Origin of the sequence: Vibrio nigripulchritudo ATCC 27043, assembly GCF_000222685.1 — a bacterium.
GTDB classification, from domain to species: Bacteria; Pseudomonadota; Gammaproteobacteria; order Enterobacterales; family Vibrionaceae; genus Vibrio; species Vibrio nigripulchritudo.
The window spans coordinates 18,719-33,990 of record NZ_AFWJ01000322.1 but is presented as its reverse complement, the minus strand read 5'-3'; the positions used below and the strand labels follow the sequence as shown (position 1 = coordinate 33,990).

Genomic DNA, 15,272 nt, shown 5'->3' with positions numbered 1-15,272 from the left:
AATAGCGACCGAGCAGGGTCGCTATTCAATCTTGTTCAGGAAGTGATTCTTTGGCTGTGGTTTCTATCTGGCGGCGTGGGCAATCGGTCTGGAATACTGTCTTCGCCATAAATAATGATTTCTGCCTGTTGATGAACGTAATCCAACTCGCGTTGTCTTTCTCTCAGGCAGACTGCCTTTGTCGGACTATGGGGTGCGTCGACGAGCGAACGAATTTCGTGTCGTAGCGCTACCGCACGGTTCATGAGTTCATCAAATTTTTCGTTTTGATTCGCCGGTTCTGACATTGTGTTCATGGTGAGCCCTTGTTCTATTTTTGGGTTCTTACTCTAACCATACCCTGTACGATCACCCTAGCTCTACTCTGGTGTGTTACCAAATATGACTAAATTATAAACAACTCAATTATCGCGATGATTTGATTGTACTTTTGGCGATCAGAAAATTTGAAGATTTTTTGAGCTTCATCGTTCACGTGTATTTGTCAGAATTTCGAATATGAGTTCCAGTCACAAAGTGAGAATGAACATGTTGTTCGGTATGGGTTTACAACGATTTCTAGCCAGTTAATTTTCTAAATTGCGATGAAAAATCACTCAACTTGCGAGAAGCTTGGCAATTTTGTGTAACGTTAAGAGTGTGTTTATCTATTCGTGACATACTCTCCACCCCTTACTGATAATTTTAGGCTTTGAGTGGTTTTCTCGTGTCCGATTCAGATTTCCCCAAAAACTTGTTTGCACCTCATTCTCAGGACAAGTCTCCTGAGTCGTCGATTGCCCAGTCAGAGGCGAAGAGGCGTAAGAAGCAGGCTCAACTACTGGACTCTGATTATCTGGACAAGCTCTCAGGCGCTTCCGATGATGAATACATCGGGCTTGCCGAAGAATACGCCTACAAGGGCTCTCCTGTTGCACAAGTTGCGTTAGGGGAGATAAAACTTCACGGTAATGGATTAGAGAAAAGCACCGCTGAGGCGATCTTCTGGCTTAAACGAGCTTTATCCAGTCAGAATGCCGATGCTGCACTAAAACTGCATACTGTTTACTCTCAGGGTTTAGGCGTCCGTCCTGACCCGATAAAAGCAAGAAAATACATCAAAATTGCTGCGGATTCTGGCTTGCCCAATGCTCTGTTTGTTTTCGCCCAAATGCTGATTGAAGGCGAAGGTGGTGATAAAGATGAAGATGCAGCAATTGAGTACATGTACCGTGCTGCTAAAAACGGCTACAAAGATGCCATTGTTTTTCTGTCTGAAAACGAACTGACAATTTTTTAAGAGCTGTATAAAGTCTTTTAAGTCGTATCATTCAAAAGGGTCGCGTTTGCGACCCTTTTTAATTTGTCGTTATTGGAATCACTCAAAGCGACTATTCGACGATGGGATAAACGCCGTTTTCATCATGAACTTCACTGCCAGTGATCGGTGGGTTAAAGACACAAGCCATGACCATCTCTTTGTCTTTGTAAGCTCTCAGGTAATGCTCATCATGCTTATCCAGGATGTATAGCGTACCTGGCTTTATTGGGTAAGTTTTACCGCCAATCACTTCAATTTCTCCCTCACCGCTCATGCAATACACGGATTCAAGATGATTTTTGTAGTGAATATGAGTTTCGGTGTTTTCGTAGATGGTTGTGATATGGAAAGAAAAGCCCATTTTGTCATCTTTAAGCAGCATTCTTACGCTTTCCCAGTTCTCTGAGACCACGCGTCGTTCGCTGTTCTGACATTCTTCCAAAGTACGTACAATCATTCTGGTTTCCTTACGATGCTTTTCTTACGTTGTTATGAGCGATGAATTCCACGGCTGCGTCAAAAATTTGCAAACCCTGGTCAAGTTCTTCCTCGGTTATAGTAAGAGGGCAGAAGAACTTAACGACTTCGTCGTTTGGACCCGCTGTCTCTATGATCATGCCTCTTTCGAAACACTGTTGAGTGATTTGAGCGGCAATTTCAGGTGCTTTACATTCAATCCCGATCATCATTCCTCTTCCCTTAATTCTTTTAAAGAGATGAGAGTATTGAATTAAAACTCGCTCCAAATGAGAGTTGACTTGAAGAGAGCGAGAGGTGATTTGATGCTGAAACTGATCATCCGCCCAATATAGTTCAAGTGCTTTTGCCGCAGTGACGAATGCGTGATTATTCCCACGGAAAGTGCCGTTGTGTTCGCCCGGGTTCCAGATATCGAGTTCAGGCTTAAGAAGTACAATTGCCATCGGAAGACCAAAGCCACTGATAGACTTTGACAGAGTGACAAGATCCGGCTTGATCCCAGAAGGTTCAAAACTGAAGAATGTGCCCGTACGTCCACAACCTGCCTGAATATCATCCACAATCATCAATATTCCGTGTGCACGGCAAATTTGCTCCAGATGCTGAAGCCATTCATTACTTGCCGCATTCAAACCGCCTTCGCCCTGAACAACTTCGAGAAGAACGGCAGCTGGTTTTTCAATACCACTCGAGTTGTCTGACAGCATCATTTCAAAAAGTGCTAAGCCGTCAATATCCGCGTAGTTCTCATAAGGTACGCGGGTTACACCATGTAAAACGGTCCCGGCTCCACCGCGGTGATGCTGATTACCAGTTGCAGCTAATGCGCCCATTGAACAACCGTGGAATCCGTTAGTAAAGGCAACGATGTTATGTCGCCCCGTTACTTTCCTGGCTAGCTTTAAGGCTGCTTCGACCGCGTTAGTTCCGGTTGGTCCGGTAAACTGGATTTTGTAATCCATCTTTCGGGGAGTAAGGATGAATTGTTCGAAAGCACGCAAAAAATTCCCTTTGGCTTCTGAATGCATGTCCAGACCATGTGCAAGACCATCGTCGGCTATGTAACTCAATAAAGTGTCTTTTAAAATTGGGTGATTGTGCCCGTAATTAAGGGAGCCTGCGCCAGCTAGAAAATCCAGGTACTTCTCGTTTTCAGTTTCTAGCCAGCAACCATAAGCTTTGTTAAAGACAACTGGGAAATTATTTGAATAGGATCTAACTCTAGATTCCTTTTTCTTAAAAATATCCATCGTGGGACTGATTTTTCCTTGGGTTAAATTTTTAATAAAGGGATGCGATACAAGTACTCAGTATCATGCTTGCCGTTAAAGTGGTCGGCTTCATCCAAAAAAATTGATTTGCTTCCGTTGTCGCCATTCTCTTTGTCTAATTTTTTAAACAGGCTCCATGACGCCTGATTGGATTCAGTTATTGTGGTTTCAACGTATTCGATGCCTTTTAAACTCTCTCTTTCCAACAGGTTTCTTAGCATTGCAAACGCGAGTCCTTTACCTCTGTGTGAAGGGGCAACCGCGACTTGCCAAACAAATAGCTCATTAGGGGAGTTAGGTTTTCGGTAGCCAGAAATAAATCCTGCAAGATCACCTTTGTATTCCGCTAAGACACAGGTCTCTTTGAAATGAAAGGACTGAAGAAAATTACAATATGAAGAGTTGGTATCTAGTGGCGGACACTTCGCAATAAGCTGGTGGATATTGTCGCCATCGGTCTTATCTGGTGTACGGAAGATCCATGTGCCTTTAGTTTTTTCTAATATCTCTGGGAAGGCTACCCAAGGTGCTGCAACTGTCATTTGATGCCACATAATCCTTTAGAGGTCTAAACATTATTGCTCGAGAAAAGGGTACATTAATTAGAGCTCAAATCAAGTTTATAAGAAAATGATCACAAAAATATGATCTCAAGCCCAGTAATTAATGAAATAAAGCATGTCTATTAATGTTTCGTGTTCAAACAAAAAGTTAACGAAGTTGTCATTATGATGTGTTAATCGGTATTTCTTGGCTTAGGAAAGGCGCTAAAAGCGCTGTCGGAATAGGAGAGGTTGTAGGGCATTGTGTTTTTCCTCAATGCCCTTATGTTCAGGTGTTTTTGCGAATGTGGGGTTAGAAAAGAAGGTCGGTTTTTGCCGCGCAGATAAAGTCGTTGCGGTGCAGCCCTTTGATGGAGTGACTCCACCATTGAACGGTTACTTTGCCCCATTCTGTCGTAAGGGCGGGGTGATGACCTTCGCTTTCTGCCATTTCTCCGACTAGATTGGTGAAAGCGAGCGCCTGTTTAAAGTTTTTGAATTTGTATATGCGCTCAAGCTGATTGATTCCATCGATTTCAATAAGGTTCCATTCAGGAATTTGTAGAAGTAACTGCTCTGCCTCTTGCTTTTCAACTCTTGGTGCATCCATTCGGCAGGCTTCGCAACTCGATTCTGAAAGTGTTTCTGACATCATTATTCCTTTTAGCTTTCAAGTTCATACATAGGTTTGTGCAACCCAAGTGATTTTGCACGTTTCACCAACGACATGATATCGAGATCAGCCAGTTCAAAGAGCTGTTCGATGCCATCTAAATAAAAATATTTGGGTTGCATAATATCGATTCGGTAAGGTGTTCGCAGTACTTCAATAGGATCAAGTGGAGCGATCACGGGTTTTCCACTGTACACGTATTGGGTTTCGCCGGGGCTTGAGAGAATACCGCCGCCATAAATGCTCAGACCGTTCTGGTTTTTTATCAGCCCAAACTCCACCGTGAACCAGTAAAGCCGAGCAAGAAACACCCGATCTTCTTTCGATGCGTTCAATCCAAGTTTGCCGTACTTCTCTGTAAACGTCGCGAACGCGGGGTGGGTGAGCATTGCGCAGTGACCGAAAATTTCATGAAAAATGTCCGGTTCCTGAAGATATTCCATGTCATCTTTTGTTCGGATAAAGGTAGCGACGGGAAAACGCTTGTTGGCTAGGAGCTCAAAAAAACGATCAAAACTGATTAATGCGGGAACTGCTTCGCATTGCCAGCCAGTTGCTGGTTTGAGTACAGCGTTAATTTCTTCCAGTTGTGGCAGCCGATCAGACGGGAGATTCAATTTATCAAGCCCGTCCATATACTCGTCACAGGCTTTGTTCTGAATACAGCCTAACTGGCGCTCTACAAGCTGATGCCAAACGCTATTTTCTTCATCCGTCCATTGAATGATTCCGTTCTCATCTGCCGACTTTGAACGGTATTGGCTTTGCTTAGTCATAAGTCACCATGATGTTGCAAATATGTTGCATTTGTTATGGTAACTATCAATGAAATCTGATTTATCGTCTACAAAACAAACGATTTGTAAAAATATTAACCTGTAACAATATTTTTACAACTTGATGCGAAGGCGAGAAGTAATGGGTATTTGTGGCTAGGAAAGTGCGCCCTTTCACACTATGAAAATTCAGGCAATTTGTTTAACGATTAAAGGGAAATAATTCTATTGATATGTGTGTTATTTGTGTAGAATCTCGCGCGCTTAATCAATTGTGAGAATATCCCGATATTGTGAATGTTTTGGCTTGAACTCATTCGCACTGATTCTCATGCAACACAATCAGATTAATTGGATTTCGTTTTGAAAAAACAGTTTGCCTTAGTTTTTGCCAGCGTTGCAGCTTTGTCTGCAGGTGTTAACGCAAAAGAGCGTCCAGAGACATATCACTTATTTACTGCCAAAGTTGGCGGATCCAGTTTCCAGTCTAAGGTCGCAGCCGTTGGGGATTACGAGTTAGCAGGTAGAGCGCTTTCTCTCGATTATTCTCGTATGACTTCATCATGGACGAAGAGTCAGAAACTGCATTTAGGTGTTTCTTTCTCGGGAGATATTCACTACAACTCGAAGAAAAAATCTGATACTTCAAAACTTTACGAAGTCGAAGAGATCAGTTCTCTAACGCTAAACCTGGCACCAAAAGTGAGCTATTCACTGACGGAGTGCGTTGAGATTTATGGTATTGCAGGTCTTTCATACGGTTTTGTTGAAGCTCTGGAATATAAAAAGACCAGCGTGGTTGATAAAGATTCAAAACCTCGTGCAAAAGGTGCGGGTTACGTTTGGTCGGTAGGGGCGTCTTACAAGCTGGATAACGACTTTGAATTCGGTGCCGAGCTGCGTGGCAACCATTTAACATTGAAGAAAGATGGTAAGCAGGGCGATGCCGATCTGTACGGCATGTTTGTTACCATGGGTTACCAGTTCTAACTTTCCCTTTTTAGAATTTTAAAGAAAGCGCCGTCTATCAGATGGCGCTTTTTAGTTGATGCTGCTTCGTCCAGAATATAATGTCTTCAAGAGTCTGAGCTCTGCCGTTGATAAAGCCCTGAACATAGTCGCAGTTCGCGGTATCCAAAAGTACCATCAACTCAGTTTCTTCAACCCCTTCCGCAATGACTGTGCAATTTAAACCATGAGCGAGTGAGATAGATGATTTCACAATCGCGTGGTCTGCTTCGCTTCGATGCATCCCAGACACAAAGGATTTATCGATTTTAATTTGATCTATGGGCAGTTCTCTCAACAAGGTAAGAGAAGAATACCCAGTACCAAAATCGTCGAGACTGATTTTAAAGCCAATTTCACGCAGAGCCTGAAGCACTTGCTTGGTGTTTTTCAAATCTTTGAGCATGTTGCTTTCGGTGACTTCCAGCACAAGACGGTTGGCATTGAGCTGGTCACTTTTTACCAGCTGTTCGAGGTTGTTAAACAGGGCGCGGCTATTAAGATCCTTGGCGGAAAGGTTGAGATGAATACTGGCATCAATGCCCGATTCGTGAAAAAGCTGCATATCAAGGATCACCTGATTCACAACCCAGTCGGTAATGTCCCTAATGATGTGGGATTGCTCTGCAATCGGAATAAACACTTCCGGGGAGATAAAGGTGCCATTGGCTTGGGGCCAACGTATTAATGCCTCATACCCGTAAAGGGAATTGTAGCGTGTGTTAACGATTGGCTGGTAATGCAATTCAAATTCCTGATTGTGCAAAGCGGAAGTCAGTTGGCTAGAAATATCCAGTTGCTCTTTGGCTTTGTCCGCCAAATCGCTTGAATAGAAATAGAGACCACAACCGGAGTTTTTCGCTTCGTACATTGCGACATCTGCCTGCTTTAGGATCTGGTCTTTCTCGGTACTGTATTCCGGATAGATACTTACCCCAGTACTGATAGAAGCGATGATGCTGTATTCGCCAAGATTAAACGGATGGCTCAACTCTTCAGTGATAACTGTATAAAGTTCTTCAATCGGTCTGCGCCCACCGGTTCTCAAAATAACGACAAACTCGTCCCCTCCGATGCGGGAAAAAAAAGCCTGTTTGGGCAGTATCATGCTGAGTCTTTGGGAAATTTGCCGTAGCAGCATGTCACCAAACTGGTGACCCATGGCGTCGTTGACGTACTTAAAGTTATTCACGTCGAATAGCAGCACAGAAAATGGTGTTCTGCGCTCTATGCGCTTGTCCAGTTGCTGCATGCAATAATGGCGGTTGGGCAATTGGGTAAGGGAATCGTGCATGGCGTTGTAACGTTCAAGCTGAGCTATGTCATCAATTTTTCCGATGCTTTTGAGCGAATAGTTAACCACCAAAGCTACGAACAGGCTCCCGCCGAACAAAATGGCAGACATGCCAAGTTCGACAAACGTAATAGTTCGAATACTGAGGAGGTAGAAGAGAAACAGGGAATAACCGATCATAAAAGCAATGATCAATGTGAGAAGAATTTGCCAGCCGATTTCATGGGTTTTTTGGCAAATCTGAACAGCAGGTTTGAGCCCTAAGCCCAAAAACACAATTCCCAGAAAGACCAATAAATCCGCAAATAGAATCACACTCATCCCTTAATTACAGCAGCCTGAAGGCATGACTCAATTGGGCTGCAGGCGCAATTGTTCTGGTCTCAGGCAATGTTTACAGATCAAGTATAGACAACCTGTTCCAACATATTTCATAAAATGGTCAACAAGGAGTTGCGTTGCTTTTTGTTTATATTAGTTGTGATTCATATAGTGATATTTAATTTGTGACTCTAACTAAATTTATTTCTGCGCTAGATCAACAAATCCTCAAATCAGATGTGGAAGAGACTAAAAGAAAGTTGAAAGATTAAAAAATTATTGAATAATGGCTTAAGTCTCGATGAAAGCATAATGCTTCAGATATTTAGCTAAAAACAGGATACGTACCTTATGTCTAATTCCTTTGTTCTGGTTATCAATTCAGGCAGTTCATCCCTTAAGTTTGCTGTGATCAATTCCGAAACCGGAGAAGCAATCGTAAGTGGTTTAGGGGAGTGTTTCGGGTTGCCAGAAGCCGAAATCAGTTGGAAATATCAAGGGAATAAAACAGAAGAAGCCATCACAGCTCCTGAACAGCACCATCAGCATGCCATCAACCGCATTGTAGCCTTGATTGAAGAGTATCAACTGAGTGACAAGATCGTTGCTGTTGGGCACCGAATTGTTCATGGTGGTGAGCGCTTTACACAAACTGTGCGAATTAATCAGGATGTTCTGGAAGAAATTGAAGCTCTGGCTGATCTGGCCCCGCTGCATAACCCAGCAGGCGCAACCGGTATTCGTGCAGCAATGAATGCCTTTCCGGCGTTGCCTCAATTCGCTGTATTCGACACCGCATTCCACCAAACCATGCCTCAGAAAGCCTTCACAGGCGCAATCTCTAACGAGTTGTACAAAGAATATGGTATTCGTCGATACGGTTTCCACGGAACCAGCCACTACTACGTGAGCCGTGAAGCAGCAAAAATGCTAAACAAGCCAGTAAACGAATCCAGCTTTATCTCGGTTCACCTAGGAAACGGTGCATCTGTCTGTGCAATCAGCAATGGGGAATCGGTGGACACCTCTATGGGCTTTACACCTCTTGCTGGGTTAATGATGGGAACTCGTTCTGGCGACCTGGACCCAGGCATCATTGAATTTCTGATGAAGAAAGGCTGGAGCCAGGAAAAAGTATTCGAGACTCTGAATAAGAAATCTGGCTTCTTGGGAGTGTCTGGGCTTACTTCTGATGCACGAGGCATTTTAGACGCCATGGAAGAAGGGCATGAAGGTGCGAAACTGGCATTTGAAGTGTTCACCTATCGCGTTGCCAAGTACATTGGTTCTTACCTGATTCCACTTAATGATCTGGATGCCATCATCTTCACGGGCGGTATTGGTGAAAACTCTCTGCCTATTCGCCGTGAAATCTTGAAAAACCTGAAGCTTCTTGGTTTTGTCGAAGACGAGAACGGTAATGAAGCGGCACGCTTTGGCGAGTCAGGCATCATTGGTAAATCGGATACACTTGATGCGGTGGCAATGGTGATTCCAACTAACGAAGAATTTGTGATTGCTCAGCAGTCGGTTGAACTGCTGTAAATTGACTTGAAATTGATATGAAAAAGGCGAGCTCAGACAGCTCGCTTTTTTTGATCTTGACCGCACTAATGTGTGATGTTTTCCGTGCGATATTCAGACGGCGTCATACCCACCTTGTTCTTAAACAGCCTCGAAAAATACTGTGGATACTCAAAACCCAGAGAATAGGCGATTGTTGCTACGGAATCCTTAGTGGATAGCAGAAGGTCTTTCGATCGTTCAATCAGTGCTTTGTGAATCCAGTCTTTCGTGGTGTTCCCCGTTTCAGCTTTTAGCGCATCACTTAAGTAACGGCTCGTCATATTCATACTTTGCGCCAGTTCCTCCACCTCTGGAATGCTTGATGATTCATCGACCACTGACTGGATTCGGGCTTCAAGTAGTTTTGAAAACCTATCGTAAACGGAGGTATCCAGCTCTTTTCGCATCAAAAACTGGCGATAATAATAGCGATTTGAATACATAAGAAGAGTGCTCAACTGCGACAGAATCAGTTCTTTAGTAAACGCATCGAGATTATTGTGATATTCCGCTTCGATGGCGTCGAAGATCACCGCCATTTGCTTTTCTTCTTTTGGGGAAAGGTGAAGGGCTTCGTTCACTGAATAGTTAAAGAAGTGATACTTCTTAATTTCCTCCTGCAGTTTATGACCTCGGATGTAGTCTTCGTGAAAGCAAATGGTTCTGGCGACAGAATCCACTTTTATGCCCACTCCTGATAACTGCTGTTCAGGAGCAATGAAAAGCATGGTGCCATTGGAGCAATCATACTTTGTTCGTCCGTAAAGCAGTTCACCCGAAGTGATGTGTTTCAGCGAGATTGAATAGAAGTTGGCTGAAATCGTGAAGCCGTCTTCGCAGCTCAACGGATTGTCTTCTTTCTTCGAATTAATTTTGATGACGTCCAGCAAAGGGTGCTCGGGCGGTCGAATCCTCATTAATTCGTTTTGTTCTGTAATACTCGCGAAGTGGTATTTTTTCATGCTAAAACCTGTGTTGTCAGTGGTAGGTTTTACCTACCACTGTAATCGTAGTCGCGTTGATTTACTGTGCCTGACCATCAAAAAATTGGGCAATTTTCTCAGCAGCGACGTTTACGTATTCCTCTACGTCATACAAGTCTACATGACTTGCGCCTAGCACCTTAAAAAGCGCTTTCTCTGAGGTGACTTTTTCATAAAACAGCTCCGTTGATATTGCGGTATCAGCCTTTTCACCCACCACACCCAGGAATGGTTGAACCATGCGGTCTGCGTATTGCTCACCAATGTTAATGGGAGCGGACTCATAGATGTTGCTCAGTACGTAGTTAGAAAACCTTGGATAAGTTTCGGAACCAGCACGTTTTGTCCCATAAAACTCATAGCCTTCTAACTGTGCACCTGGAAGGTTTGGGTTCTTTTCAAGATAGTCAGGATCTTCGTATCCAAATAAGTCGAAAGTTTCAGACTGTTCGGATTCAAACATGCGTTGTCGTGCTTGGTTTGCCGCTGTGATCATACCTTGATAAGCCGCTTTGTCGCTGTAGAACACGTTGTCGGTTGCCAGCATTGCACTGATTGAAGCGAAGGCTTTTACGCGCAAATCTGTAATCAGAACGCTGCTCATAATGTTGCCGCCGCCGCAAATCCCAACGCCATACAACTTGTTTTGGTCTACATAGGGTAGGGAACACAGGTAGGAAATGGCATTACGCAGGTCTTCATGCTTACGGAAGCTATTTTCATCATTTCGAAAACCTTCTTTATAGCTTTCAGATTCGCCTTTGCTGTTGTAATCAAAAGCAAGGTAGACGAAGCCGAGTTTCGCGAAAATCGGACCATACACGGCTGCGGTCTGTTCTTTTATCTGGTGGGCAGGTGGTGTAACTACAATAGTTTTATATTGCTGATTAGGGGCGAATTCCTCTGGAAGATATAAATTGCCGGCAAGTGTTAATCCTAAGCTTTTGAATTCTACTTTCTGTACTTTCATCACGTTATCTCTCTGTCTTGTTGTGTTGATGTGACTATCGTACTTGTGAGGAATTTTTAGTCAGTGCACAAAACTCCGCAATGTGTATACAAAATCCCGATTGAACTAAAACGCTCGGTTCTGTGTCCATTAAGGAATGCACATAAATAAAGAACAACTGCCAATTTCTTAGGTTCAAAAATGTGTTGATATTGTATTTTCGTATACAAGATGCGCGGTTTTGTGCACTGACTGCATAGAAAACCCGGTCTACTATGAAATGCACTTAACCAAGATAGAACGAACCATTGAGAACCATGCATACTCTGACCAAACTGACCGTAATTTTCGCGCTTGTTCTTGCGATTGCAGGCTGTTCTTCAAGCAGTCAAATATCACTTAACCAGTCTTCGCAGTACTACAACTACATTCAGCCAACTTTTACAGATTACTTACAAACAACCGAAGAGTTTCTGGTCAAGAATCGAGAATTCATAAGCTCCGATCGCGAGAAAGAACTCGCCATGAACATGCCGTTTGAGTTGAGACCAGAACAAGAAACGGAAAGAGCCATTCTTCTGGTTCATGGCTTGGGGGATTCGCCATACAGTTTTTCTGACATTGGCAAAACGCTTCAGGAACAAGGGTTCTATGTTCAGACTGTGTTACTTCCTGGGCACGGCAGCAAACCAGCAGATTTGATGCTGCCAAACTACTCAGACTGGCAATTGCTGGTTGACCATTACGCGAACATGTTGAAAACAGAGTATGACGAAGTCTGGTTAGGCGGCTTTTCGACCGGTGGAAACCTGGTGACAATTCATAGCCTTGAGCAAGGGGACATTGACGGGCTGATTTTGTTTTCTCCTGGGTTTCAGTCTCGCACTCCTTTCATAGAGAAGCTTGCGCCGCTAGCGTCTCTGTTTTTTGATGGTTTCAATACTGAAGAAGATAATCTGGCTCGTTATAGTTCAGCCCCTATCAATGGTGCTATTGCCTACACTTCCAGTGCAAATAAGGTGAGGGATTTGCTTTCAAACAATAAAGTGACCATCCCAACGTTCATCGCGGTTAGCGAAGCTGATAGCATTATTGACCCTGACGCGGTTAAGGCACTTTATAAGGAAAATTTCACACACCCGGATAATCAGCTGCTTTGGTACGGTGAGGCTTCTGAAGAAGCAGGATCGGTTACTTCATTGACCATGAAGCTCGATTCGTTCCAGATCAGTACCGCTTCTCATATGAGCCCTTTGTTTGCCCCGGAAAACCCTTATTACGGTCGAAACGGTGAACACAGGATGTGCATGAACAGTTTGGATGAAGACGCGACAGAGTACTGCGAACAGGGAGGAGATGTCTGGTTATCTGCCTGGGGATATGAAGAAAAAGGCAAGGTACACGCTAGGTTAACCTGGAACCCGTATTACGAGGAATTGGCACAAAGCGTATACAGAATTACCAGCAGTCTGTAAATCAGGAGCTGAGAATTACATAAGCTAACGTAATGCCATTGTGTAGGGTTAAGAAAGCGAGCAGTATGCTCGCTTTGTCGTAAGTTTAGGTTACCGTTTGAGGCTGGTGGTTGAGTTTTAGCACGTAAACAAACGATGTGACGATGAGCAGTATTCCGCAACATATGAAGCTTACTTGAATGCCATAGCGGTGCGAGAGCAAGCCAAACCCTAGCGACGTTGCCATGCCGCCCAGTGTTACTGCCAGAGAGCTGACAGAAAGCATGCTAGAGCGCATAGAACTCTCGGTGTTTTCGTTCAGAAGAATGTTTTCTGAATTACACCCCAATGTAAATAAGAAAAAGAACCCAAGGTAGCCAAGTGCAAACATCAAGGTGTTTTGCGACTGAGCAAGGAAGACTAGGGCAATGCCTGCTGCCATTCGACTGTAAAATAATACTGAGAGATGAGAGCCACGCAGCCACTTTGCGACTCGTACTGATGCTAGAGATGCGAGCGCTTCCATCAGAAAATAAAGTGCTGAGATAACCCCAAATAGAATGTATGTCGTGTTTTCAGAATCCATTACGATGCGAAGGAATGGCTGCCAATGATTCTCGACGACACTCAGTGCCATACCCAATACAACTGTCCCCTGAATAACCCGAAAAATAACCGGTGTCTGAAAGCAGTGCTTTAGCGTTTTGAGGCTTAAAGTTAAAACATTAGCCGCGGATTCGAGCTCTTCTTTTGGTTGGTTATTGCTTCCCATGTTGAGCAGCATTGCAGTGATTCCAAACAGCAAAATGGTCAGGGCGATGACGACCACCAAGTTGACTGAAAAAGGGTTATTGGAAGAAGCTATAAACAAGTTACTGATTTGGGGTAAATAACCTCCGGTCAAAGAACCAGCGGCTAAGCCGAGCGTCACAAACACCTGAACCTGAGCCAGATGACCATGATATTGATCTTTGCCTTGAGCGCTCTGATAAGCGTCGTAAAACCACGCGTCTAATGTGCCCGAGTAGATGGCGCGACCACTGCCCAGAAAAAATGCCGCCAGAGAAATAAGCCAGATGTTATCGGCGATGAGCAACAGCGAAACTCCGACAACGCTTACAACAAGAGATGCAAAGTAAGTACGTTTTCTGCCGTAAGCATCTGCCACGCCGCCAAGTGGTACCTCTAGGCAGGCTGTAGTCCCAATCCATATCGCCATTACTATGCCAATATCGAAAAGATCCAACCCTTTCACCTGAAACATCAAGGTAAGAATTGGGATTGTGATGCCTGTGACAAACCAATGTAAGGCTTGTTGTATGCCGAATCTCGTTGTTAGTTGCTTTTTGTCCATAAGAGGGTGTTATATGTTCTTCAAAAACCACTAAAGAATCATAAAGTGACCTTAAGTATCAAAGTTTGTTTGGCTTGGGTGCAAATATGATACTTTTGGGGGCGTGAGAAGATACGAGACTTGAGAAATTATTATGAATGACAGGCTAACAAAAGAAATCTGCACGATTCTGAAGCGAGACTTAAAAAAGTCTAACGTATCCTATGCGCAGTTAGCTGCCGAATTAGATATTTCAGAGGTCAGTGTGAAACGCCTGCTGAATGACGGACAACCGCTCTCTATGCAGAGGCTTGTTGCAATAAGCCAGGTAGTGGGGCGTTCTCTTTCTAACCTTTTCAAAGAAGCAGAGGAAAACATCCACCAGATTCCTTTGTTTTCTCAAGATCAGGATGAAGCGTTTGTACAGTATCCTCCATTGTTTACTTTCTGGAGTGAACTGGCAGCAAACTTATCAGTGGAAGATATTGGTCAGAAATATCAACTTACTGATGCGTCGATACACCTTTATTTAAGGAAACTAGAGCAGCTTGAGCTGGTCGAACTTGGGCTTAACAACGCTTGTAAAATGACTCTGCCTGCACATGCGGCTTTCGAGAAAGGGTCGCGCTTTTCTAGCTTTTTTACTGGTCAAAGGCTCTCTAACCTGCAAAAGAGGGTTCTTGCCTTAAAAGCTGATGAAGAAGATGGGTTTCTTATCTCCTTATGCGCAGAACTCACTAACGAAGAGTTTCAGGAGATCAATCAAAAGTTAGAAGACTGGATGTTCAACAAGCTAAGAGAAAGTCAGGAACTGAGTGCCAGAGAAGGGCTGAAAGTGACACCTTATACCTTTGGTTTTATGGCAGCTAAAGGGAAATACCATGAAGAGTTGCCCGAAATTCCAAATATTACCTCTATACCCTAAATTACAGAGGTGTTTTATCGGTTATTGCGCTAAAACATTTTTCTTAAATATTAAATAAGACACATAACAATTTACACCAGATTCAAATTTGAAGAGTCAACGTAATTTATTAATCAACAAAGCACATATGGCGTGTTTTTTATTTGAAAATCTTGAGTTTCCTTCATAAGTATCTAAACAAAATGTGAGCTTTATTCTGTAGTTTTATAAAAATATCAATAAATCAGTTTTTCTTAGGCTCTAAGCTTTGAATTCATGAAACGTGATAACGGTTACATTGCTGAGAAAATCCGAAGATCTGTGGTTTGATCTTTTGCTTTTTCATTTTTGAACAGTAGATTTTCTTTAGCTTGAACAGTGAGTTACTGAATTTGTAACAAATCTATGGCATAGATCA

The 15,272-nt window shown here is 43.3% G+C and carries 15 protein-coding genes; 5 read left to right on the top strand and 10 right to left on the bottom strand.

Going from position 1 to position 15,272, the window contains the following annotated elements; genetic code table 11:
- Positions 1–35: 35 nt before the first annotated feature.
- Complete coding sequence (locus tag RH89_RS27375; RefSeq protein WP_004409022.1) at positions 36–296, bottom strand: hypothetical protein; 261 nt, start codon at positions 294–296, stop codon at positions 36–38.
- Positions 297–706: 410 nt separating this feature from the next.
- Here RH89_RS27375 and RH89_RS27370 point away from each other — a divergent pair, with 410 nt between their 5' ends.
- On the top strand, positions 707–1,279 hold the full coding sequence (locus RH89_RS27370) for a tetratricopeptide repeat protein (protein WP_004409020.1): 573 nt from the start codon (positions 707–709) through the stop codon (positions 1,277–1,279).
- Between the two features lie 91 nt (positions 1,280–1,370).
- Here the strand turns inward: RH89_RS27370 and RH89_RS27365 are convergent, their stop codons facing one another.
- The 5 genes from RH89_RS27365 to phhA all read right to left on the bottom strand — a co-directional run bounded on the left by RH89_RS27365 (position 1,371) and on the right by phhA (position 5,042).
- Positions 1,371–1,757, bottom strand: a complete 387-nt coding sequence (locus tag RH89_RS27365) for an ectoine synthase (RefSeq protein WP_004409019.1) — start codon at positions 1,755–1,757, stop codon at positions 1,371–1,373.
- Between the two features lie 10 nt (positions 1,758–1,767).
- Positions 1,768–3,030, bottom strand: coding sequence for a diaminobutyrate--2-oxoglutarate transaminase (gene ectB / locus RH89_RS27360; RefSeq protein WP_004409018.1), 1,263 nt, complete (start codon positions 3,028–3,030; stop codon positions 1,768–1,770).
- 23 nt (positions 3,031–3,053) lie between these two features.
- Positions 3,054–3,593 (bottom strand): diaminobutyrate acetyltransferase, encoded by a 540-nt coding sequence (ectA, locus tag RH89_RS27355; RefSeq protein ID WP_004409017.1) that lies wholly within the window; start codon positions 3,591–3,593, stop codon positions 3,054–3,056.
- 313 nt (positions 3,594–3,906) lie between these two features.
- Complete coding sequence (locus tag RH89_RS27350; protein ID WP_004409016.1) at positions 3,907–4,245, bottom strand: 4a-hydroxytetrahydrobiopterin dehydratase; 339 nt, start codon at positions 4,243–4,245, stop codon at positions 3,907–3,909.
- A gap of 11 nt (positions 4,246–4,256) precedes the next feature.
- The gene (gene phhA / locus RH89_RS27345; protein WP_004409014.1) at positions 4,257–5,042 is read right to left on the bottom strand and encodes a phenylalanine 4-monooxygenase; all 786 of its coding nucleotides are present in this window, start codon (positions 5,040–5,042) and stop codon (positions 4,257–4,259) included.
- Positions 5,043–5,405: 363 nt separating this feature from the next.
- Between phhA and RH89_RS27340 the strand changes: the two genes are divergently transcribed.
- Complete coding sequence (locus RH89_RS27340) at positions 5,406–6,032, top strand: outer membrane beta-barrel protein (protein WP_004409012.1); 627 nt, start codon at positions 5,406–5,408, stop codon at positions 6,030–6,032.
- A 37-nt stretch (positions 6,033–6,069) separates the two neighbouring features.
- Here RH89_RS27340 and RH89_RS27335 read toward each other — a convergent pair whose 3' ends face one another.
- On the bottom strand, positions 6,070–7,659 hold the full coding sequence (locus RH89_RS27335; RefSeq protein ID WP_022561490.1) for a putative bifunctional diguanylate cyclase/phosphodiesterase: 1,590 nt from the start codon (positions 7,657–7,659) through the stop codon (positions 6,070–6,072).
- Between the two features lie 357 nt (positions 7,660–8,016).
- On the opposite strand from RH89_RS27335, the gene RH89_RS27330 reads away from it, so the two are divergent.
- Positions 8,017–9,210 carry an acetate/propionate family kinase gene (locus RH89_RS27330; protein WP_004409006.1) on the top strand — a complete coding sequence of 398 codons (1,194 nt, stop codon included), beginning with the start codon at positions 8,017–8,019 and terminating at the stop codon, positions 9,208–9,210.
- Between the two features lie 65 nt (positions 9,211–9,275).
- On the opposite strand, the gene RH89_RS27325 is transcribed toward RH89_RS27330, so the two are convergent.
- On the bottom strand, positions 9,276–10,193 hold the full coding sequence (locus RH89_RS27325; protein WP_004409000.1) for a helix-turn-helix domain-containing protein: 918 nt from the start codon (positions 10,191–10,193) through the stop codon (positions 9,276–9,278).
- Positions 10,194–10,254: 61 nt separating this feature from the next.
- Positions 10,255–11,184 carry an alpha/beta hydrolase gene (locus RH89_RS27320; RefSeq protein WP_004408995.1) on the bottom strand — a complete coding sequence of 310 codons (930 nt, stop codon included), beginning with the start codon at positions 11,182–11,184 and terminating at the stop codon, positions 10,255–10,257.
- A 296-nt stretch (positions 11,185–11,480) separates the two neighbouring features.
- Between RH89_RS27320 and RH89_RS27315 the strand changes: the two genes are divergently transcribed.
- On the top strand, positions 11,481–12,638 hold the full coding sequence (locus tag RH89_RS27315) for an alpha/beta hydrolase (protein ID WP_004408993.1): 1,158 nt from the start codon (positions 11,481–11,483) through the stop codon (positions 12,636–12,638).
- Between the two features lie 85 nt (positions 12,639–12,723).
- Here the strand turns inward: RH89_RS27315 and RH89_RS27310 are convergent, their stop codons facing one another.
- Positions 12,724–13,971: an MFS transporter gene (locus RH89_RS27310; protein WP_004408988.1), complete on the bottom strand. Its 1,248-nt coding sequence runs from the start codon at positions 13,969–13,971 to the stop codon at positions 12,724–12,726.
- Between the two features lie 133 nt (positions 13,972–14,104).
- On the opposite strand from RH89_RS27310, the gene RH89_RS27305 reads away from it, so the two are divergent.
- Positions 14,105–14,875 (top strand): helix-turn-helix domain-containing protein, encoded by a 771-nt coding sequence (locus tag RH89_RS27305; protein ID WP_004408987.1) that lies wholly within the window; start codon positions 14,105–14,107, stop codon positions 14,873–14,875.
- Positions 14,876–15,272 lie beyond the last annotated feature (397 nt).